This window comes from Ottowia sp. oral taxon 894, from assembly GCF_001262075.1.
GTDB lineage: Bacteria > Pseudomonadota > Gammaproteobacteria > Burkholderiales > Burkholderiaceae_C > Ottowia > Ottowia massiliensis.
This window is the reverse complement of record NZ_CP012073.1, coordinates 791,696-811,347: the sequence shown is the minus strand read 5'-3', so window position 1 is coordinate 811,347 and position 19,652 is coordinate 791,696. Positions and strand designations below refer to the sequence as shown.

The 19,652-nt window shown below is 66.7% G+C and carries 21 protein-coding genes; 10 read left to right on the top strand and 11 right to left on the bottom strand.

All coding sequences use genetic code 11. The features are described 5' to 3' along the window. Positions 1-32 precede the first annotated feature (32 nt). Positions 33-158 carry a hypothetical protein gene (locus ADJ79_RS15555; protein ID WP_256381507.1) on the bottom strand — a complete coding sequence of 42 codons (126 nt, stop codon included), beginning with the start codon at positions 156-158 and terminating at the stop codon, positions 33-35. On the opposite strand from ADJ79_RS15555, the gene ADJ79_RS03460 reads away from it, so the two are divergent. Then, a complete protein-coding gene (locus ADJ79_RS03460; RefSeq protein WP_050714799.1) occupies positions 157-864 on the top strand; it encodes a class I SAM-dependent methyltransferase in 708 nt (235 codons plus the stop codon). The genes ADJ79_RS15555 and ADJ79_RS03460 overlap by 2 nt on opposite strands. A 43-nt stretch (positions 865-907) precedes the next feature. Here the strand turns inward: ADJ79_RS03460 and ADJ79_RS03455 are convergent, their stop codons facing one another. From ADJ79_RS03455 to ADJ79_RS03445, 3 genes are read right to left on the bottom strand one after another with little or no spacing between them, the layout of a single operon-like run. Next, positions 908-1,162, bottom strand: coding sequence for a BolA family protein (locus ADJ79_RS03455; RefSeq protein WP_050714798.1), 255 nt, complete (start codon positions 1,160-1,162; stop codon positions 908-910). Positions 1,163-1,212: 50 nt separating this feature from the next. Further along, on the bottom strand, positions 1,213-1,968 hold the full coding sequence (locus tag ADJ79_RS03450; RefSeq protein ID WP_050714797.1) for an ABC transporter permease: 756 nt from the start codon (positions 1,966-1,968) through the stop codon (positions 1,213-1,215). 21 nt (positions 1,969-1,989) lie between these two features. Then, positions 1,990-2,940, bottom strand: coding sequence for an ABC transporter ATP-binding protein (locus tag ADJ79_RS03445; RefSeq protein ID WP_050714796.1), 951 nt, complete (start codon positions 2,938-2,940; stop codon positions 1,990-1,992). A 251-nt stretch (positions 2,941-3,191) separates the two neighbouring features. Between ADJ79_RS03445 and ADJ79_RS03440 the strand changes: the two genes are divergently transcribed. The 6 genes from ADJ79_RS03440 to ADJ79_RS03415 all read left to right on the top strand — a co-directional run bounded on the left by ADJ79_RS03440 (position 3,192) and on the right by ADJ79_RS03415 (position 9,976). Next, positions 3,192-4,124 carry an adenylate/guanylate cyclase domain-containing protein gene (locus ADJ79_RS03440; RefSeq protein ID WP_050714795.1) on the top strand — a complete coding sequence of 311 codons (933 nt, stop codon included), beginning with the start codon at positions 3,192-3,194 and terminating at the stop codon, positions 4,122-4,124. 264 nt (positions 4,125-4,388) lie between these two features. Further along, positions 4,389-5,219, top strand: a complete 831-nt coding sequence (gene proC / locus ADJ79_RS03435; RefSeq protein ID WP_050714794.1) for a pyrroline-5-carboxylate reductase — start codon at positions 4,389-4,391, stop codon at positions 5,217-5,219. Between the two features lie 55 nt (positions 5,220-5,274). Further along, the gene (locus ADJ79_RS03430) at positions 5,275-5,964 is read left to right on the top strand and encodes a fumarylacetoacetate hydrolase family protein (RefSeq protein WP_050714793.1); all 690 of its coding nucleotides are present in this window, start codon (positions 5,275-5,277) and stop codon (positions 5,962-5,964) included. A 125-nt stretch (positions 5,965-6,089) separates the two neighbouring features. After that, the gene (dmeF, locus tag ADJ79_RS03425; RefSeq protein WP_050714792.1) at positions 6,090-7,100 is read left to right on the top strand and encodes a CDF family Co(II)/Ni(II) efflux transporter DmeF; all 1,011 of its coding nucleotides are present in this window, start codon (positions 6,090-6,092) and stop codon (positions 7,098-7,100) included. A gap of 186 nt (positions 7,101-7,286) precedes the next feature. Further along, positions 7,287-8,129: a hypothetical protein gene (locus ADJ79_RS03420; protein ID WP_156304002.1), complete on the top strand. Its 843-nt coding sequence runs from the start codon at positions 7,287-7,289 to the stop codon at positions 8,127-8,129. Between the two features lie 323 nt (positions 8,130-8,452). Beyond that, positions 8,453-9,976, top strand: a complete 1,524-nt coding sequence (locus ADJ79_RS03415; protein WP_050714791.1) for an ABC transporter ATP-binding protein — start codon at positions 8,453-8,455, stop codon at positions 9,974-9,976. Positions 9,977-10,163: 187 nt separating this feature from the next. Here ADJ79_RS03415 and ADJ79_RS03410 read toward each other — a convergent pair whose 3' ends face one another. Further along, entirely contained in the window at positions 10,164-11,120 is a 957-nt protein-coding gene (locus tag ADJ79_RS03410; protein ID WP_082202882.1) for a D-isomer specific 2-hydroxyacid dehydrogenase family protein, read from the bottom strand. Positions 11,121-11,215: 95 nt separating this feature from the next. On the opposite strand from ADJ79_RS03410, the gene galU reads away from it, so the two are divergent. The 3 genes from galU to ADJ79_RS03395 all read left to right on the top strand — a co-directional run bounded on the left by galU (position 11,216) and on the right by ADJ79_RS03395 (position 14,351). Beyond that, positions 11,216-12,100 (top strand): UTP--glucose-1-phosphate uridylyltransferase GalU, encoded by an 885-nt coding sequence (galU, locus tag ADJ79_RS03405; protein WP_050714789.1) that lies wholly within the window; start codon positions 11,216-11,218, stop codon positions 12,098-12,100. A gap of 174 nt (positions 12,101-12,274) precedes the next feature. Next, positions 12,275-13,342 carry a 6-phosphofructokinase gene (locus ADJ79_RS03400; protein ID WP_050716376.1) on the top strand — a complete coding sequence of 356 codons (1,068 nt, stop codon included), beginning with the start codon at positions 12,275-12,277 and terminating at the stop codon, positions 13,340-13,342. A 175-nt stretch (positions 13,343-13,517) separates the two neighbouring features. Further along, positions 13,518-14,351: an RluA family pseudouridine synthase gene (locus tag ADJ79_RS03395; RefSeq protein WP_050714788.1), complete on the top strand. Its 834-nt coding sequence runs from the start codon at positions 13,518-13,520 to the stop codon at positions 14,349-14,351. A 213-nt stretch (positions 14,352-14,564) separates the two neighbouring features. Here the strand turns inward: ADJ79_RS03395 and ADJ79_RS03390 are convergent, their stop codons facing one another. The 6 genes from ADJ79_RS03390 to ADJ79_RS03365 form a co-directional block, all read right to left on the bottom strand. After that, complete coding sequence (locus ADJ79_RS03390; RefSeq protein ID WP_050714787.1) at positions 14,565-15,221, bottom strand: GAD-like domain-containing protein; 657 nt, start codon at positions 15,219-15,221, stop codon at positions 14,565-14,567. Positions 15,222-15,250: 29 nt separating this feature from the next. Further along, positions 15,251-16,303, bottom strand: a complete 1,053-nt coding sequence (locus tag ADJ79_RS03385) for a YeiH family protein (protein ID WP_050714786.1) — start codon at positions 16,301-16,303, stop codon at positions 15,251-15,253. Between the two features lie 105 nt (positions 16,304-16,408). Further along, the gene (locus ADJ79_RS03380; protein WP_050714785.1) at positions 16,409-16,816 is read right to left on the bottom strand and encodes a hypothetical protein; all 408 of its coding nucleotides are present in this window, start codon (positions 16,814-16,816) and stop codon (positions 16,409-16,411) included. Positions 16,817-17,061: 245 nt separating this feature from the next. Beyond that, entirely contained in the window at positions 17,062-17,346 is a 285-nt protein-coding gene (locus ADJ79_RS03375; protein ID WP_050714784.1) for a hypothetical protein, read from the bottom strand. Positions 17,347-17,453: 107 nt separating this feature from the next. Continuing rightward, the gene (locus ADJ79_RS03370) at positions 17,454-17,732 is read right to left on the bottom strand and encodes a hypothetical protein (RefSeq protein ID WP_156304001.1); all 279 of its coding nucleotides are present in this window, start codon (positions 17,730-17,732) and stop codon (positions 17,454-17,456) included. 380 nt (positions 17,733-18,112) lie between these two features. Next, positions 18,113-19,519 carry a sulfate adenylyltransferase subunit 1 gene (locus tag ADJ79_RS03365; protein WP_050714782.1) on the bottom strand — a complete coding sequence of 469 codons (1,407 nt, stop codon included), beginning with the start codon at positions 19,517-19,519 and terminating at the stop codon, positions 18,113-18,115. Positions 19,520-19,652 lie beyond the last annotated feature (133 nt).

The following is a 19,652-nucleotide window of genomic DNA, read 5'->3' as shown; positions in this document are numbered from 1 at the left end:
TCATCTAGGACCTCATGCTATGGATAAAGGAGCTAAAAAAGGTCCACCCAGAACAACTCCTGTACCGCTTTCGGGCCGCCCGCTTTCGCGGGGCCGGGGCGAATTGCCAGCGGCTTTCCCAGCTTTTTTCTTTTCACACCCTTCCATTCCTTTGCCATGACACAGCCATTGCCCGATCCGCGCTCCAGCCTCTCGCACTTCACTGCGCAGGAAGTGCAGCATTACGACGGCCGCATTCCCTCTCTTGTGCCTGGCTATGCCGTGCTGCACCACGGCGGCGCGGCCCTGCTGGGGCAGTGGCTGCCTGATGGCGCGCGCGTGCTGGCCGTGGGCGCGGGCACCGGCGCGGACTTGCTGGCGCTGCACCAGATGGCGCGGCAGGTGGGCAAATCGTGGCGCTACACCGCCGTGGAGCCGATGCCCGAGATGCTGGCGCTGGCGCGGCAGAAGTGCCTGGCGGCGGGCGTGCCGCAGATCGACTGGCACGGCGGCTTTCTGGACAGCGCCCCGCAAGAGCCGCACGACGGCGCTGTCTGCCACCTGGTCATGCACTTCATTGAAGGCCTGGAGGGCAAGCGCCAGTTGCTCGAAGGCATTGCCCGGCGCCTGAAGCCCGGCGCGCCGCTGCTGCTCAGCGATTTGATTGCCGCCCAGCCTGATGAGCGCGAGGCGCTGATTGAGTGCGTGACGGCCCTGGGCCTGCCCGCCGAGAAGGCGCAAGTCATGCGTTCCCGCCTGCAACAAGACTTTTTTCCGCTCACGCCTGAAGCGTTCGCCGCACTGGCCGGGGGCTGCGGCTTCACGCCGCCCAGCCTGTTTTTCCGCGTGCCTGATTTCGCTGGCTGGGCGCTGCGGCGGGCGTGAAGGGGGGCTGCACAGGCTCTTGACGGCGGGCTGCCAGCGGGGCTTAGGCCTGCGGCTTTGCCTGCCGCTGCGCCCATTCGGCGGGCGTGAGGGTTTTCATGGAAAGGGCGTGCAGGGCTTCGCTTTTCAGGCTTTCGCCCAGGGCGGCATAAACCTGCTGGTGGCGCTGGATGGGGCGCTTGCCCTCAAAGGCGGGCGAGACGATGAGGGCGAACCAGTGCCGGCCATCGCCTTGCACTTGCAGGTGCTCGCAGGGCAAAGCGGCGGCAATCAGGGTTTGGATTTCTTCTGCGTCCATGTGGGCGTTCCTTTGTGAAAGTGGGAGCGGGAGGTGTGAAAGAAGGCGCTTCAGCTGCGCAGCTTGTAGCCGCTTTTGAGCAGGGCCAGCGCCAGCAGGGAGCAGGCGGCGCTGGCGGCGGCCGTCACGCCCAGGGCCAGCCAGGGCGAGACGTCGCTTATGCCGAAAAAGCCGTAGCGAAAGCCGTCAATCACGTAGAAAAACGGGTTCAGGCGGCTGGCGCTTTGCCAGAAAGCGGGCAGCGAGTGAACGGAATAGAACACGCCCGAGAGCATGGTCAGCGGCATGACGAGAAAGTTCTGGAAGGCGGCCATCTGGTCGAACTTTTCGGCCCACAGCCCGGCAATCAGCCCCAGCGCGCCCATCAGCGCCGCGCCGCACAGCGCAAAAGCCAGCGCCCACAGCGGCTGCGCAAGCGAAAAGCGCGCGAACAGCCAGGCCGCCGCGCCCACGCCCAGGCCCACGGCCAGCGCGCGCACGATGGACGAGCCGACGTAAGCGGCAAACCAGGCGCGGTGCGACAGCGGCGCAAGCTGCACAAAGACCAGGCTGCCCGTGATCTTGCTCTGGATGAGGCTGGAGGAGCTGTTGGCGAAGGCGTTTTGCAGCACGCTCATCATCACCAGCCCCGGCGCGAGAAAGGCGGTGTAGCTCACACCTTCATACACCTGCACGTGCGCGTCGAGCACGTGGCTGAAGATGAGCAGATACAGCAGCGCCGAGAAAACGGGCGCGCCAATGGTTTGCAGGCCCACTTTCCAAAAGCGCAGCACTTCTTTGTAGAACAGGGTTTGCCAGCCGGTCATCAGAGGGAACCTTTGGTTTTTTCAGCGCGCGGCCATCACGTTCAGGAACACGTCTTCCAGATCGGTGTGGCGCACTTCCACGTTTTCGGCCAGCAGGCCGGCCTGGCGCACGGCGGCCAGTGCCTGCTCCACGTCGTCGGCGCTTTGCACGTTCAGCTGTACCACGCGCCCTGTCACGCGCGCCTGCGGCAGCAAGGCGGCGGGCAGGCGCTCCAGAACGCCGGCCTGCCCCGCATCACCCGCCGCGCCCGCCACGGTGAAGCTGAGCTGGCTGGCGCGGGTGCTGGCCAGCAGTGCGGCGGTGTCGTCCAGCGCCACCAGGCGGCCCTTGCGCAGCATGGCAATGCGGCCCGCCAGCGCCTGGGCTTCTTCCAGATAGTGCGTGGTCAGCATGATGGTGTGGCCCTCGCGGTTCAGGCGCGCGATGAACTGCCACAGGCTCTGGCGCAAGTCCACATCCACGCCCGCCGTCGGCTCGTCCAGCACGATGACGGGCGGGCGGTGCACCAGCGCCTGCGCCACCATCAGCCGCCGCTTCATGCCGCCGGAAAGATGGCGCGGCTGGGCGTCGGCCTTGTCGGCCAGGCCCAGATGGGCCAGCAGCTCGTCAATCCACGCCTCATTGCGCCGGATGCCGAAATAGCCCGATTGCAGGCGCAGCGCCTCGCGCACGCTGAAAAAGGGGTCGCTCGCCAGCTCTTGCGGCACCACGCCCAGCAGGCGGCGCGCGCGCAGCGGCTCGCGCTGCGCGTCCACCCCCAGCACCAGCGCCCGCCCGCTGCTGGCGCGCGCCAGCCCGGCCAGAATGCTGATGAGCGTGGTTTTGCCCGCGCCGTTAGGCCCCAGCAGGCCCAGAATGCCGCCTTCGGCCACGTCAAACGACACCTCATCCAGCGCCATAAAGGCAGGCGCGCCGCCGCGCAGGGGCGCGTAACGCTTGCTGACGGACTGAAAGGAGAGGGCGGCGGGCATGGGGCGCGGGATTGTAGGAGCTGCCGCCCGCCCGCGCAGGAGCAGGAAATCAGGGCTGCTTCCGTCCGCCCGTGGGCGCAAAAAGCCCATCCCGATCAGGGCCTGAACAGGCGTTGAGAGCGGGTTTCAGGCCTTGGCTCCGTAAAATCACGCATTCTGCGCGGACGGTCCGCGCGCCCCACGTGACTCCACGTCAAAAACTCCAAAAAAGAAAGCGCCTGCGGCCTCTCCGGCGGGCGCGCGTTGCCGCCATGAATCGAAGCCAGACCATCGTCTTCATTGATCTGGTCGGGAGCGCCAGCGCATTTGAAACACTGGGCAATGAGCAGGTCGCCGGCGCCATGGCTAGGCTCACCCGCTGGATCAGCCGCGTGTGCGAGAGCTGCGGCGGAGAAATCATCAAACGGCTGGGCGATGGCGTGCTGGCCGCCTTTGACAGCCCGGCTGCCGCCATCCGCGCCAGCATGGCCGTGCAAAGCAGGCATGCCCGTCATCTGAACCGCTGGCCGCCGCCCATGCGCAGGGGCCTGCGCGTGGGCATGGCCGCTGGCGAAGTGGTGCGCCTGAGCGATGACGTCTACGGCGAGGCGCTGAACCTGGCCGCGCGCCTGTGCGAAATGGCCGGCGGCGGCCGCATTCTGGCTGCGCGCGAAGTCATGGAAGGCATTGGCCCGCAAGCGCGGCCGCCGCGCAGCCGCCCGCTGGGCAGCCTGGCCATACGCGGCCTCAGGCAGCCGCGCGCGGTGTTCCAGATTGAGTGGGACGACAGCGCCAGCACCGACTTTCTCACCATCTCCGGCGCCATCGACGCTGGCAGCGCAAGCGGCATGCCGCCGCTTCCCAAATACGCCATCACGCTTGTGAGGGAAGGCGCGTCGGCCACTTTCCGCTCCGGCGAAATGCCCGTTCTGCTGGGGCGCGCGCCGCAGTGCCACTTCGTCATCGCCGACCCGCGCGCCTCGCGCCAGCATGCCCGGCTGGAATACAGCAACGGCAATATTTCCCTGGCCGACACCAGCACCTACGGCACCTGGGTGTGCTTTGACGACGGCCAGCACACCGAGCTGGCCCTGCGCCGCAGCAGCTGCGTTCTGCACGCCAGGGGCCACATCTCGCTGGGCATGCCGTGCTTTGAAGCGGGCGCGCTTGTCATTGGCTATCAGCTCCGCCAGGAAGCGGCCTGAAATCCCGCAGGGGCCGGAGGCGGGAGTGTGTTTGAGTGGCATTTTTAGCTCCTTTTTACATAGCGTGATGTCCTAGTGGAATGTGCGCGAGGGCCGTTTTGGGCACCTTGAATCAGCTCCTGTTTTTGATGTTCCGGGCGCTTTTCCCTTGCGCGATCCGCCGGGCGGAGCAGGCCGCGCGCGTTGCCTCGCCCGGGTTTGCCGCGAAGCGCAGCCTTCCAGCCTGAAAATCCTGGCCCGCGCAACGCTATTTCAGGACGTTTCATGAGCTTTCCCCTTCCTCCCATCGTTTTTGTCGGCGGCGGCAACATGGCCAGCGCCATTGCGGGCGGGCTGCTGCGCCAGGGCGCGCCTGCGGCGGACATCACCGTGATTGAGCCGCAGGCGGCCCAGGCGCAAGCTCTGCGCGAGCGGCTGGGCGTGGCTGCGCTGCCAGACGCCGAAGCGGCGCGGGCCGCGCTGGCGCAGGCCGCGCTGGTGGTCTGGGCCGTCAAGCCCCAGGTGCTGGCGCAGGCGGCCGCGCCGGTGGCTCCGCATGCGCGGCAGGCGCTGCATCTTTCAGTGGCGGCGGGCATCGGCACGGACAGCCTGGCCCGCTGGCTGGGCACGCCGCGCGTGATTCGCGCCATGCCCAACACGCCCGCGCTGGCGGGGCGGGGCATGACGGGGCTGTATGCCCGGCCCGAAACCAGCGAGGCCGACCGCGCGCTGGCCTGCCGCGTGATCGACGCCACGGGCGAGCATTTGTGGGTGAGCGAGGAGCCGCTGCTGGACGCCGTGACGGCGCTGTCAGGCTCCGGCCCCGCCTACGTTTTCTACTTTCTGGAGGCCATGCAGCAAGCGGGCGGGCAGATGGGGCTGCCCGCCGCCGACGCGCTGCGCCTGGCCATTGCCACGTTCAGCGGCGCCAGCGCGCTGGCCGCCCATTCTGGCGAGCCGCCCGCCGCGCTGCGCGAGCGCGTGACGAGCAAGGGCGGCACCACTTTCGCCGCCCTTTCGGCCATGCAGGCGGCGAGCGTGGATGCGGCTTTCATCGCTGCCATGCACGCGGCGCGCCAGCGCGCGCAGGAGCTGGGGCGCGAGTTCGGCGGCTGAAAGACGGTTTTTTTGAAGGGCGCGCCGCCGCCCTTCGCTTTTTTGTGTTTTCGCCATGACTGCCTACGTTTTTCCTCCGCCTGCGCGGCCCGCCGTGGCCGTGCGCGGCGCTTCGTCGCTTTACGCCGTCTCGCGCATCTTCTGTGTGGGGCGCAATTACGCGGGGCATGCGCGCGAAATGGGGTCTGACCCCGCGCGCGAGCCGCCGTTTTACTTTTGCAAATCGCCCGCTGCGCTTGCGCCCAGCGGCGCGGCCGTGCCTTACCCGCCGGGCACGGACGAGCTGCACCACGAGGTGGAGCTGGTCGTGGCCATCGGGCAAAGCGCCTTGCGCATTGCGCCTGAGCAGGCGCTGGACTGCGTGTGGGGCTACGCCTGCGGGCTGGACATGACGCGGCGCGATTTGCAGGCTGCCGCCAAGGCGAAAGGCCGCCCCTGGAGCCTGGCGAAAGACTTTGAAAACGCCGCCGTCATCTCGCCGCTGGCGCCAGCCAGCGCCATCGGCCATCCGCAAGCGGGGCGCATTCATCTGAGCGTGAACGGCCAGCTGCGCCAGCAGGGCGATCTGGCCGACATGATCTGGAGCGTGCCCGAGGTGATTGCCAATCTCTCGCAGTACTACCGCTTGCAGCCGGGCGACCTGATCTACACCGGCACGCCCGAGGGCGTGGGCGCGGTGCGCGCGGGAGACGCGCTGGCCGGCGGCATCGAAGGCGTGGGCGAGGTGGCGCTGACCATCGCCTGACTGCGGGAGTCCGGCATAGAACAGGTTTCCGGCGCACATGCCCCTGCTGACGTGTCGCCTTTGGCCGCCGGGCCGGGGCGGCAGCCATGAGAATCGGCGGTTTTCATTTGCAAGGGTTTCGCAACATGCACACCGAAGACCTCTCGCGCTGGACGCATACGCACGACTTCAACCCACACGGCCAGGAGCAGAAAAAGGCCGAGCGCGGCACGCGCCTGGTGCTGGCGCTGACGGTGGCGGCCATGCTGCTGGAAATCGGCGCGGGCTGGTGGACTGGCTCGATGGCGCTGCTGGCCGATGGCTGGCACATGAGTTCGCACGTGCTGGCCATTGGCCTGTCGGCCTTTGCCTACGCGGCCGCGCGCCGTCTGGCCAAAGACACGCGCTTTGCCTTCGGCACCTGGAAGATTGAAGTGCTGGCGGGCTTTGCCAGCGCCATCTTGCTGGCGGGCGTGGCAGCGCTGATGGTGGCCGGCTCGCTGGAGCGGCTGCTGGCGCCGCAGCCCATCCGCTACGCGGAGGCCATCGCCGTGGCGCTGCTGGGGCTGGCGGTGAACGTGGCCAGCGCCTTCATTCTGGGCGGCGCGCACGATCACGGGCACGGCCATTCGCACGGGCACGGCCATCCACATTCACACGCGCACGGGCACGATCACGATCACGGCCATTCGCACGATCACGGCCATGAAGACCTGAACCTGAAGGCCGCCTACATCCACGTGATAGCCGATGCGGCCACGTCGGTGCTCGCCATTGCCGCGCTGGCCTGCGGCTGGGCCTGGGGCTGGAACTGGATGGACCCCGTGATGGGCATCGTGGGCGCAGTGCTGGTGGGCGTGTGGGCCAAGGGCCTGATCGTGGAAACGGGCAAGGTGCTGCTCGACCGCGAGATGGACGCGCCCGTGGTGGCCGAAATCCGCGAAGCCATTGAAAACCCGCCCGACGCGGGCTGCACCCGCGTGAGCGACTTGCACGTGTGGCGCGTGTCCAAAGACGTTTACGCCTGCGCGCTGACGGTGGTCACGCACGACCGCACGCTCACCGCCGACGCCTTGCGCCAGCGCATCGCCATTCACGAAGAAGTGGCGCACAGCACCATCGAGATTCAGCACTGCCCGGGCGGCGCGCGCTGCTGAACCGCTTTTCTTGCCGCCCGAATTGACGGGGCCGGCGCCGATGGTGAATTGCGCGCGCCCTGTCCGCTTGCAGGCGCTTCCCAATTGAAAAGCTTGCTCACATAATCGGGGCCTTTTTCCGTTTCGCCACGCCGCAAGCCGCCTTTCGCTTCTCCGGCGCGCGCCCAGTTCTGCCAAGGGCTACGCATGACACACGCACTGCGCCTTTATTTCCCTCCTGCCGCCGTGCAGCGCGGCAAGCGCATGGATTCCGCTTTTGCCGGGGCCTGGACGGGCGCTTTGCCCAAGGTGGTTTTGCAGTTCAGCTTTCCGGCTTTTGCGCCGCTGCCCATTTCCCCTTACGCCCCGCTTGCCTTGCCTGACGCGGCGCAGCGCTTCATGCAGAGCGTCTTGCGCGCCCTGCGCACGCAGCGCCTGCTTTGGCAGGCGTGGCATCTCTACTTCCGCCAGATCAGCCAGATTCAGGAGAACATCATGGCAACCGCCAAAACACCATCCAAAAAACCGGCCGCCAAGGCCGAGGCCGCCGATGCGCCAGCGCCCGCCTCCAAAGCCGTAGCAGCGCCCAAGGCTCCCGCCGCAAAAAAGAGTGTCGCCAGCGCCGCCGTCAAAGCGGAAAAGCCCGCCGTCAAGACCGCTGCGGCCAAGAAAGAAGCTGCGCCCAAGGCCCCGGCGGCGGAATCCGGCGTGAAAACGGCTGAAAAACCCGCTGTGAAAACAGCTGAAAAACCCGCTGTGAAAACAGCTGCAAAAACAACGGCCAAGCCCGCAACGGCCAAGCCCGCCGCGAGCGCGGCCGCTGAAGCGGAAAAGCCCGCAAAGAAAGCCGCTCCTGCCAAGCCCGCAGCGGCGGCCCAGCCTGCGCCCGAAGCCCAGGCCGCCGCTCCGGCTGCCAAGCCGGCAGCCAAGAAGCCTGCGTCCCGCTCCAAGGCTGGCAGCGCCAAGAAAGCCGCCCGGCCGGCTCCCAAGACCACGCTGGCGCCTCATGCGCCTTGGCCGCACCACTTTCCCACAGGGGCCAAGCCCTGAGAACCGGTTCAGTGACCGTGGGTGCGAAAAGCGCGGACTTGGGCGCAGCCCCGGCGTTTTGCGGTGTTGCAAGTCCTCGCCGGGTTGCAAGGCGCGGGAGGCGGGCAAGAAGGCGTTTTTCGCTCCTTAATCAATAGCAAGACCTCCCCGCTAAATAAGCGCAAGGCCCCTTTTCAGCTTCCTGAATTCGCTCCTTTTTTTGATGTGCCCAGCCGCCCGCCGCCTTTGCGCGGCGGGCGTTTCGTTTCTGGCTCCGGCCCGCTTTGCTTCCGCCCGCTTCAATCCGCCTGGCCCCGCTCTTTTTCTGCCCACCGTTCGCTTTCATGACCACCCCTGCGCGCCTTGAGCTGCAAGGCATCACCAAGCAATACCCCGGCGTTCTGGCCAATGACCGCGTCTCGCTCACCGTGCAGCCGGGCGAAATTCATGCCGTGCTGGGCGAAAACGGCGCGGGCAAAAGCACGCTGATGAAGATCATCTACGGCGCCGTCCAGCCCGATGCGGGCGAAATGCGCTTTGACGGCCAGCGCGTGCGCATTCACAGCCCGCAGCAGGCGCGCCAGCTGGGCGTGGCCATGGTGTTTCAGCACTTCAGCCTGTTTGACTCGCTCACCGTGGCCGAAAACGTGTGGCTGGGGCTGGACAAGGCCATGCCGCTGGCGCAAGTGCAGCACCGCATTGGCGAAGTGGCCGCCGCCTACGGCCTGCCGCTTGACGCGCGCCGCCCCGTGCACTCGCTCAGCGTGGGCGAAATGCAGCGCGTGGAAATCATCCGCGCCCTGCTGGCCAGCCCGCGCCTGCTCATCCTGGACGAACCCACTTCCGTGCTCACCCCGCAGGCCGTTGAAAAGCTCTTTGCCACGCTGCGCCAGCTGGCCGCGCAAGGGTGCAGCATCCTCTACATCAGCCACAAGCTGCACGAAATCCGTGCGCTGTGCAGCGCCTGCACCGTCATGCGCGGCGGCAAAGTGGCGGGCGTGTGCGACCCCCGGCAGGAAAGCAACGCCTCGCTGAGCCGCATGATGATTGGCGCCGAGCCGCCCGCGCTGGAGCAGCGCCCGCACGCCATTGGCCAGCCCGTGCTGCAAGTGCGCGGCCTGTCGCTGCCCGCCGCAGCGGCCTTTGGCGTTGATCTGCAAGACATCACGCTGGACGTGCATGCGGGCGAAGTCGTCGGCATCGCCGGCATTTCCGGCAACGGGCAAAGCGAGCTGCTGGCCGCTCTTTCCGGCGAAGACACGCGCGCGCCGCAGGCGGCCATCCGCATTGAGGGCCAGCCCGCCGGGCATCTGGCGCCTGGCAAGCGCCGCGCGCTGGGCCTGCACTTCGTGCCCGAAGAGCGGCTGGGGCGCGGCGCCGTGCCCGAGCTGGGCCTGGCGCACAACCTGCTGCTCACGCGCCGCGAAGCCGCCGGCCCGCTGGGCTGGCTGCGCATGGGCCAGCTGACGGCGCAGGCGCAAGCCATCATGAACCGCTTTGGCGTCAAGGCCGCCAGCCCGCACACGCCTGCGCGCGCCCTCTCGGGCGGCAACCTGCAAAAGTTCATCATGGGCCGCGAAATGGACGCCCGCCCCCGGCTCTTCATCGCCGCCCAGCCCACCTGGGGCGTAGACGTGGGCGCGGCCGCGCAAATTCACGACGCCCTGCTGACGCTGGCCGCCAGCGGCTGCGCCGTGCTCGTGTTCAGCGAAGAGCTGGACGAGCTGCTTGCCCTGTGCAACCGCCTGCACGTCATTGCCCGTGGCCGCCTCTCGCCCTCGCTGCCCCGCAGCCAGGCCAGCGTGGAACGCGTGGGCGCATGGATGAGCGGCCTGTGGGAGGCCGAAGCCAGCCCCGCAGCGGCCTGACTGCGCCCCTGGCCCCTCCAGCCACCCTCGCCTGCATCAGAAACAGGAGCAAATCCATGGGCATGAAAACGGCTTCTGCGCAGTATCCACTAGGACATCACGCTATGAATAAAGGAGCGAAAAAAGCGCCTGCGCATCCGCCTTGTCTCCGCGACCGCAGCCAGGCCAGGAGCAGCCCTGCCGCGCGCTACAGCGGCATGGGCGCGCTTTCCAGCGCCACGCGCTGGGTGTCTGACAGTTGCAGTAGCTCGTGCGTACGGTCGGCCAGGTACCAGCTGGCGCGCAGCAGGGCTTCTTGCGTGGCGCAGGCCATGTTGGGGGTGATGCGCAGGCGCGGCACGTTGCGCAAAGGGGAATCGGCGGCGATTTGATCGGGTTCGCTCAGGTCCAGCACGCAGGCGCCCAGGTGGTTGCTGCGCAGGGCCTGGGCCAGCGCGGGCAAATCGAACAGGGCGGGCGCGCTGATGCTGGTCCAGAACTGGCCGGTGCGGCAGACGGCCAGGGCGCTTTCGCTGACCATGCCGCGATGGCGCGAGGCAAAGGCCATTTGCACGGCCACCGCGTCGGCGGTGGCCAGCAGCTCGGTGAATGTGACGGGCTGCACGCCCAGGCGCTGCCACAAATCGGCCGTGCGGTGCAAGGCGGGGTCAAAGCCGATCACGCGCGCGCCCAGGGCGGTGAGCAGGGTGGCCAGCAGGTGCGCGGTGGGCGTCATGCCCAGCAGGCCGATGACGCTGTCATTGATTTCGCGGCCCCGCAGGGGCACGCCGTCCAGGGGCATGACGGGCTGGGGCGCGCCATTGCGCATCATCATCATCAGGTTGCCCAGCTGGAATTCGGCGTTGGCGCGCACGTTGGCGTTGATGGCGCGCAGCACGCGCACGCGGCGGCGGCGGCAGGCTTCGTCGTCTATGTTTTCGGTGTCGCCGTGCAGGCAGGCCACCACGGCCAGGCAGGGCGCGAAGTCCAGCAGCGCGCTATCCACCCGCACTTCGGGCGTGACGAAAAGGGCGCGCGTTTTGTACAGCCGCCGGTGCAGCTCGGCGCGGTCGTGCGCGAGCATGGGCTGGTAGCTGACCTGGTGCCTGTCAGATAGCCACAGCTGCGCATCGGGCGCCAATTCATCCAGCAGCAAAATCTCCATGTTTTGGCTCCTTGCCTTTTTCCGTCTGGTTACGTCCCTGTGTTGAAGACTGTAACTTTATCATTCACGATTTTTCCACGCACGCGCTTTTACTCATGCCTTTTTCTACTGTGCAAACCGCCGTTTTCCCTGTTGCCGGCCTGGGCACGCGCTTTCTGCCGGCCACCAAGGCCAGCCCCAAGGAAATGCTGCCCATCGTGGACAAGCCCCTAATCCAGTACGCCGTGGAAGAGGCCTGGGCGGCGGGCGTGCGGCACATGGTGTTCGTCACGGGCCGCAGCAAGCGCGCCATTGAAGACCACTTCGACACCGCCTACGAGCTGGAAAGCGAGCTGGAAGCGGCGGGCAAGGCCGAGCTGCTGGCGCTGGTGCGCGCCGTGCAGCCCGAAGGCATGCTGTGCAGCTACGTGCGCCAGCCGCGCTCGCTGGGCCTGGGGCACGCCGTGCTGTGCGCGGCGCACATCGTGGGCAACCATCCTTTCGCCGTGCTGCTGGCCGATGACCTGATGGTGGGGCCGCCCGGCGGCGCGCCCGTGCTGGCGCAAATGACGCAAGCCTTCACCCGGCTGGGCCGCTGCCTGCTGGCGGTGCAGGAGGTGCCGCCCGAGCAGGTGCGCCGCTACGGCATCGTGGCCGGGCAGCCGGCGGGCGAGCGCCTGCTGGCCATTGACCGCATCGTGGAAAAGCCCAGCCCCGAAGAGGCGCCCTCGCGCATGGGCGTGGCGGGCCGCTACATCCTCACCCCGCGCATCTTTGACGAAATCCGCAAGCAGCCGCGCGGCGTGGGCGGCGAAATCCAGCTCACCGACGCCATTGCCCGCCTCATGCAAAGCGAGCGCGTGTATGCCTACCAATACGAAGGCGCGCGCTACGACTGCGGCAGCAAGGAAGGTTTTTTGCAGGCCACCGTGGAGCTGGCCCTGCAACACCCGAAGATGGGCGAGGGCTTTCGCCGTTATCTGAAGGGCCTCACGCTCTGACGGGCCTTGCCTTGCGCCAAGGGCGGGCCAGACAATCGGAAAGAAGCTTTTCTTGCTCCTTGCGATTTGCTCTTCTTTTTGCTTCCTGGCAGCCTTGCCTGCCGTGCCCTGCCTGATTTCTTTCCAACCTTGCTGCCCGCTTTGGCGGGCATTTTTTGTTTCTGGAGCCAAGTCATGAAAGTCGGCATCCTCACTGGCGGCGGCGACTGCCCCGGGCTGAACGCCGTCATCCGCGCCACCGCCAAATCCCTGCTGCGCCACGGACGGGCTGAAGTCATCGGCATCGCCGACGGCTTTGCGGGCCTGATCGAAGGGCACACCCGGGCGCTGGACTGGGCCGCCGTCAGCGGCATCCTCTTTTCGGGCGGCACCATTTTGGGCACCAGCAACCGGGCCGATCCGCTGGCCTCGTCCGCCAGCGCCGCGCACGCCTGCGCCACGGCGCGCGCGCTGGGGCTGGATGCCATCGTCGCCATCGGCGGCAACGGCACCATGACCATTGCCAACGGGCTGGCCGCGCACGGGCTGAAATTCGTGGGCGTGCCCAAAACCATCGACAACGACATTGAAGGCTGCGCCCGGAGCTTTGGCTTTGACACCGCCGTGGCCACCGCCACCCGCGCGCTGGAGCAGGTGCAAACCACCGGCCAGAGCCACGGCCGCGTGATGATTGTGGAAACGATGGGCCGCTACGCAGGCTGGATTGCGCTGGAAGCGGGCATCGCCGGCGCGGCCGATGCCATCTTGCTGCCCGAAATCGACTTCAACCCCGCCGCCCTCGTGCGCCTGTGCCAGCGGCGCGAGCGCTGCCGCGCGCACACCGTCATCTGCATCGCCGAAGGCGCCAAGCCGGCGGGCGGCGCGCTCACCATCGAGCGCGTCATCCAGGGCAGCCCCGACCCCGTGCGCCTGGGCGGCGTGGCCCACACCCTGCGCGCCCTGCTGGAGCCGCACCTCAAAAGCGAAGTGCGCGCCACCGTTTTGGGCCACGTGCAGCGCGGCGGCCCGCCCACGCCGTATGACCGCATCCTGGCCACCCAATTCGGCCACCAGGCCGCCAGCCTGGTGCTGCAAGGGCGCTTCAACCGCATGGTCACGCTCGCCAGCGACACGCCCGGCAGCGCGCTGGGCGACATCGCCCTGTCGGAAGTGGCCGACCGCACCCGCTGCGTGCCGCTGAATCACCCGCTGGTCATCACCGCCCGCGAAATCGGCGTGAGCTTTGGCGACGAGGCAGACTGAAGCGGCGGGCGGAAAAACTGCGAACGGCCAGCGCAAGGCCACGCTCCTGACAGCGGCCAAGCCCGTCAAACCGTGCGGCAAAGGCGTTTTCTGGCCCCCTGAATTGGCTCCTGCTCCGTGGTGAAACCGGAAGCGCAGCCTGCCCCTACGAACCGGCTTTGAACAGGCTCTGAACATGCTTTTGCCGCCACCGCCCGCGCCCGTTTACGCCGATGAACACCTGCTGGCCTTTGACAAGCCCGCCGGCTTGCTGGCCGTGCCGGGCCGGGGGCCGGACAAGGCCGATTGCCTCAGCGCCCGCGTGCAGGCCGTCTGGCCCGGGGCGCTCATCGTCCACCGGCTAGACGAAACCACCAGCGGCCTCATCCTCATGGCCCGCAGCCCGCGCGTGCAGCGCCTGCTGGGCGAAGCCTTTGCGCAGCGCCGTGTGCGCAAGCGCTACGAAGCCGTGGTTGGCGCCAGCGCCGCCGCCGTGGCTGCCGCTTTTGCCGCCGCTTTCACCGCCAGCCAGCCTGGGGCAGACGAGCAGGCGGATGAATGGGCGGACGAATGGGCGCAAGAGCAGGAGGCGGAAAAAGACGAAACCGCCGCCTTGTCTGCCGCCCTGTCTGCCACTTTGTCAGCCGTTTCCGCCCCGCCCGGATGGGCCGCCATCGGCCTGCCCCTGCTGCCTGACTGGCCGCGCCGCCCGCGCAGCAAGGTCGATCACGCCCACGGCAAACCCAGCCTCACCCTCTGGCGCCCCGCAGGCGGCGGCCCGCTGCCTGGCACGGCGCGCGTGGCGCTGCGGCCCATCACGGGCCGCTCCCACCAGCTGCGCGTGCACCTGGCCGCCATCGGCCTGCCGATTGCGGGCGACGCGCTCTACGCCCCGCCCGCCGCGCAGGCGCTGGCTCCGCGCCTGCTGCTGCACGCCAGCGCCCTGCAACTGACGCACCCGGTCACCGGCAAGCCGCTGCGCCTGGCCAGCCGGACGCAGCATTTCGACGCCCTGTTTCCCCAGGCATGACGGTCCGCCAGCATCAAAAGCCATGAGCGCCGCTCCAGCGCCTCTGCGCAAAAACATCAGAAAAAGGAGCGAATAAAAAGGGCCGAAATGCCGCCCTGCGCAATATCCACTAGGACATCATGCTATGGATAAAGGAGCGAAATAAGGCCGGGTATTCAACATCCAGGCCTGCCCGCCCCAGCCTGCCCTCTGCCGCGCGCGGGTTTCCCCGCTTCACAGCGCCACAAAGCGCGGCGCGCCGCGCTCCAGGGCCAGATCGTGCTGGGCCAGCAGCGGCACGCGGGCCATGTTGGCAATGCTGCGCGAGCCGCCCAGGCTGGGGTGGAGCCTGAAGCCATACATCTCCTCCGCCTGCAAGGGGCCAAGCCGGTACGTCAGGCGGGCGAACAGGGGGCGCTGCGCGTCATCTTCCTGCTCGAAGGTTTCGGGGCGCAGCCCGCCCCAGAAGCGGCGCATCTGCGCATCGGCCTCCGCGCCGGGGGCCTGTGCGGGGGCGCGGTCGGCGCTGGCGTAGTGAAAGACGATGCCTTCCAGCGGGCTGATGAGCGCCACCTGCCCCTTGCCGCTGGCCCAAACCAGCAGCTCGCCAAAGGCCGTGCGGGCAATGACGGCCAGATCACGCCGCTGGCGCAGCAGCGTGCCTTGCAGCCAGCGCGCCAGCAGCAACTCGAACTCCTGCGGATTGGTCATCCACATCAGGCCATCGCCAAAACCGCAAACGCCCACCTCGCGCCAGTAAGTGAAAAGCTGCCGGGGCAGCAGGCCCGCGCAGGCGTCAAAAGCCGCCTCCGGCATTGGCTGGGCGTGCACGGGCGAGCCAAACAAGGCCAGAAAGCGCCCGAAGTCTTCATCCAGTGATTGCGGCGTCATGCGTCAGCTCCTTTGCAAAAAGGAAAAAATCAGGCGGCCAGCAGCACCTGCACGAGGCCGCCCGCGCCCACCAGCCACGCGAAAACCAGCAGCCCCAGCAGCAAAGGCCTGATTCCCGCTTGCCGTATGGCGGAAAAATGCGTGGAAAGCCCCAGCGCCGCCATCGCCATGGCCAGCAGCCAGGTATCGGCCTGCACCAGCGCCGCCACCCAGGCGGCAGGCAGCAGGTTCAGCGAATTGAACAGCATCACGCCAATGAAAACGAAGGCAAACCAGGGAATGACGATGCGGCCTTCCCCCTCCTTCCCGCCCTGGCCCGTTTGCCCTTGCGGCGCAGGCGCGCCGCGCCGCCCCAGCCACAGCGACAGCAGCAGCAAAAAAGGCGCCAGCATCATCACGCGGATCATCTTGGTCGTCACCGCAATATCGGCCACCGCCGCATTGATGGCCTTGCCCGCCGCCACCACCTGCGCCACCTCGTGCACGCTGGAGCCGATGTACACGCCAAACTGCCCGTCCGACAGCGGCCACCAGTGCCAGGCGTGCATCTGCGGATACAGAAAAATGCCCGCCGTGCCGTAAATCACCACCGTCGCCACCGCCACCGCCACGCGGTCAGCGCCCGCGCGCAGCACCGGCGCCGTGGCAATCACCGCCGCCGCGCCGCAAATGCTGCTGCCCGCGCCCATCAGCAGCACCGTCTGCCGCTCCATCTTCAGCCAGCGCAGGCCCAGCCAGCAAGTCAGCAAAAAAGTGGAAGCGAGCATCAGCGCATCCGCCGCGAAACTGGCCAGCCCCACATCCAGCACCTGCCCCAGCGTCAGCCGGAAGCCGTACAGCATGATCCCCAGCCGCAGCAACGGCCCCTTGCAAAACAGCATGCCCGCATGGCAGCGCACCGCCACGCGCGGATAAACCGTGTTGCCCGCCAGCATGCCGATGACGATGGCCAGCGTCAGCAGGCTGAACCCCGCCTGTGCCGCCCACGCGCTGCGCCCTGCCAGCCAAGCCGCCGCAACCACCGCGCCCACCGCCAGCAGCCCCGCCGCCTTGGCCAGCGGCCCCGTTCCTTCAGATCGCATCGCCCGTTTCTCCTGCCGCCATTATCTGGCGGGGGCGGCGGTGGCCTTCTTGCGCCAGGGCAAAACAAGGCGCGGCGGCGCGGCTGGCGGGCGGGCGAATAGGCGCTATCCGTTCATCCACACCCCTGCCAGCAGCAGGGCGCAAACCAGCAGAAAAGCCAGCCATTGGGGCTGCGCCTGGAAATAATCCGCCCAGCCAGCGCGCGAGAAAAAAAGCGTTCCCAGCCAAAAAAGCGCGTAAAACGCATGCAGCAGGGCGATGAACAAAATCAGCCAGAAATGAAAGCCCATGATTTTCGCCCCCATCAGCAGGCAGAAAACCGCGCCCAGCAGCAAATCGGCGCTGACCATGTGAAACACGCCATGCCCCGTCAGCCAGTAATCAAAAGCCTTGCCCGCATCCGCCCGCGCCGGGCCGGGGCGAAGCCGCCGAAACTCCGCGCCACCCGCGAAAAAATGAATGCCGCATAAAACAAGCTGAACCACGCCCGCTGAAAGAACCCAGTAATTCATGAAACCATCGCCATTTGCTATTGAAACCTGCGCAGAGCCTGGCTGGAAGAAACCGCAGGCCGCCCGAGTCCACGCTTTTCACACCCATTCTCCGAATTTGAACAAGCTCTCTGCGCAGCCCATTCTTCCGGAAACAACCCGTCCGGAATCAAAAGCGGCATTCTAAATACAGCAAGCTGGTGACCTGACGCTATTTCTTGATGCCCCGCAAAGTCATGACTCTGAACTTTTTGGGAGGGAACGGCTTATTCCATTTGCTTGATATTTCTGTTCCACAGGGCCATGGCGGTATCGATGCCTTTCTTGCGGTCGCCCGAATCGAAGGCGGCGAACATTTCCTCAATCTGGGCGTCGATGGCGGGAATGAGGGCGGTATCGCGCTTGAGCTGGCCTTTGGCTTCGGACCAGTAGCGCAGCAGGTTTGCCTTGTTTTGTTCGTAGCTCATTGGCATCAGGTAGCGGTCATGCGCGAACATGGCGCAAAAGGCGACTTCAGTGGAGAAATCGGCGAGGGTTTCTTTGAGAGACATAATGCAGATACGTCAGAGGGATTCAGGAGAATACTGCCATTGGCATCCACCCAAATGCGCCAGCTACTCGAAAATAGCAATGGCGGCATTTACCGGAATTTTTCAAACTAGCTGACCCATAGAGACATAGCAATGTCTATTCCTTTGTCTCTTCTGCCAGATTCAAAAGCAGCGAACGCCTCGCTGAGCATGGCTTCAATGGGTGCGATACGATCCGTGTCGCGTTTGAGCTTCAATTTGATTTCGGCCCAGTATCGCTGAATATTGGATTTCTGTTCCTCATAGGATCCGTAGTGCATTGATTTCGGATTCATAGAAGCTACACAGAGAAGCAGGCTGCCAAAAAAGCAATCCAGTAATTCTCTCAAATTCATGGTGCCGGTCATTTTGGAGAAAGAGGAAACTTGTTGATATATCGCCCAGGAATGGCATACGAGCCTCCCAGCGCGGCGGGGCGATGGGCGGACGGATTTGCGCGGCGGCTCATCTCATGGATAAAAAGACGCCAGAAATGGACGTTATTGCGTCGTCATTTGCATCATGGGCGCGGGCCGCCATGAAGGGCCAGGAGGCGCAGAGGCGGCGCGGCAGGCAGGCTTGCGCTGCCCGCGCCTGCGGGGCTGGCGGCATGGGCAGCCCAAAAAGAGGAGCGAATTCAAGGGGCTGAAAACAGCTTTCGCGCTCTTTTCACTAGGACGTCATGCTATGAAACAAGGAGCGAAATCAGGCTTTGCTGAAGCGGCTTTCCGTTCGCTTCGCATGCCATTCAGCCGGCCAGCGCGGCGGCGGCGGTGCGGTGTGTGGCGGCGTCCACAAGGATGAGCGCGCCCAGCGCGCGGCTGGTGGCAAAGGGCGCGGCGGGGATGGCTTCTTGCAAGGCCAGCTCGACTTGGCCGATGGCGTTGGCTTCCAGGCGGTCGGCGTTTTGGGGCTGGAGGGTGTGGATGTCCAGCCGGTGGAGCACGCGGCGGGCTTTGGCCTTGAGCCAGCGGTGGCCGTGCAGCGCCCAGTAAACGCGCCCCGGGGTGAGCGGCTCGTCGTCAAGCCAGCAGAGGGTGGCTTGCAGCTCGCGTGTGACGGGCCAGGCGGGCTGGGCGGCGGGGGTGTCGAATTCGTCGAATTCGCCGGCTTGGCTGCCGCCGGTGGGCTGGGCGGCGGCGGTGATCCAGTCGCCGCGCGAGAGGTCGAGTTCGCGGTCGAGCACGAGGCCGGCGCTGTGTCCGGCGTTGATGCCGGGCTGCGGCTGGCGCGCGTGGTCCAGCACCTGGGCGATGCGGGCCGTGTGGCCGCTGGGCAGCAGTTGAACGGTGTCGCCCGCGCGGGCTTGCCCCGCGGCCACGCGGCCCCAGAAGATGCGGCGGCCCTGGCGGGTGTCGCTGGAGGAGGCGTTTTTTTCCACCCATTGCACGGGAAAGGCCAGGGGCAGGGCGCTTTCGCTGGGCGTGGCGGGCAGTTTTTCAAGCAGCGGCAGCAGCGCGGGGCCTTGGTAGCCGCACCAGCCCGGTTCGTCAGGGTTGGGCGCGGCCACGTTCCAGCCCATGAGGGCGGAGATGGGCACGATGGCGGCGGGCTGTATGCCCGCTTCTTGCGCGAAGGCTTGCAGCGCATCGCGGATGTGGGCAAAGGCGGCGGCCGGTTGCGCCACGGCGTCGAGCTTGTTGATGGCAAAGACGATGGAGGGCACGCGCAGCAGGTGCGCGAGCAGGGCGTGGCGGCGCGTTTGCGGCAGCAGCGCGGGCAGGGGGGCTTGCCAGTCGATTTTGGTGGCGTCTACCAGCACCACGGCGGCGTCGGCCTGGCTGGCGGCGGTGACCATGTTGCGCGTGTATTGCTCGTGGCCGGGGGCGTCGCCGATGATGAATTTGCGCGCTTCGGTGGCGAAGTAGCGCCAGGCCACGTCGATGGTGATGCCTTGCTCGCGCTCGGCTTGCAGGCCGTCGGTGAGCAAGGCCAGGTCGGTCTGGCCGCTGCGGGTGACGCCGGCCAGGTGGTCTTGCAGCACGGCGCGGCTGTCCAGCAGCAGGCGGCCAATGAGGGTGCTTTTGCCGTCGTCCACGCTGCCGCAGGTGATAAAGCGCAGGGCAGGGCGGGTGGCGCTGGCGTCAGCGGGCGTGGGTGCGGCGGGGGCGGATTGCGGATGGGTTTGTGGAGCGGTTGGCAAGGCGGCGGTCATGGCGGGCAGGGTGGAAGAAGGCGGGAAGGTGCGGGAAGGCGCTGGCGGATGCGGGCCGGTTTTGCTTCAATAAAAGGAGCAAATTCAGCCCCCTAGAAAACGCCTCTATCGCACGGTTTCAGGTACTTGGCTG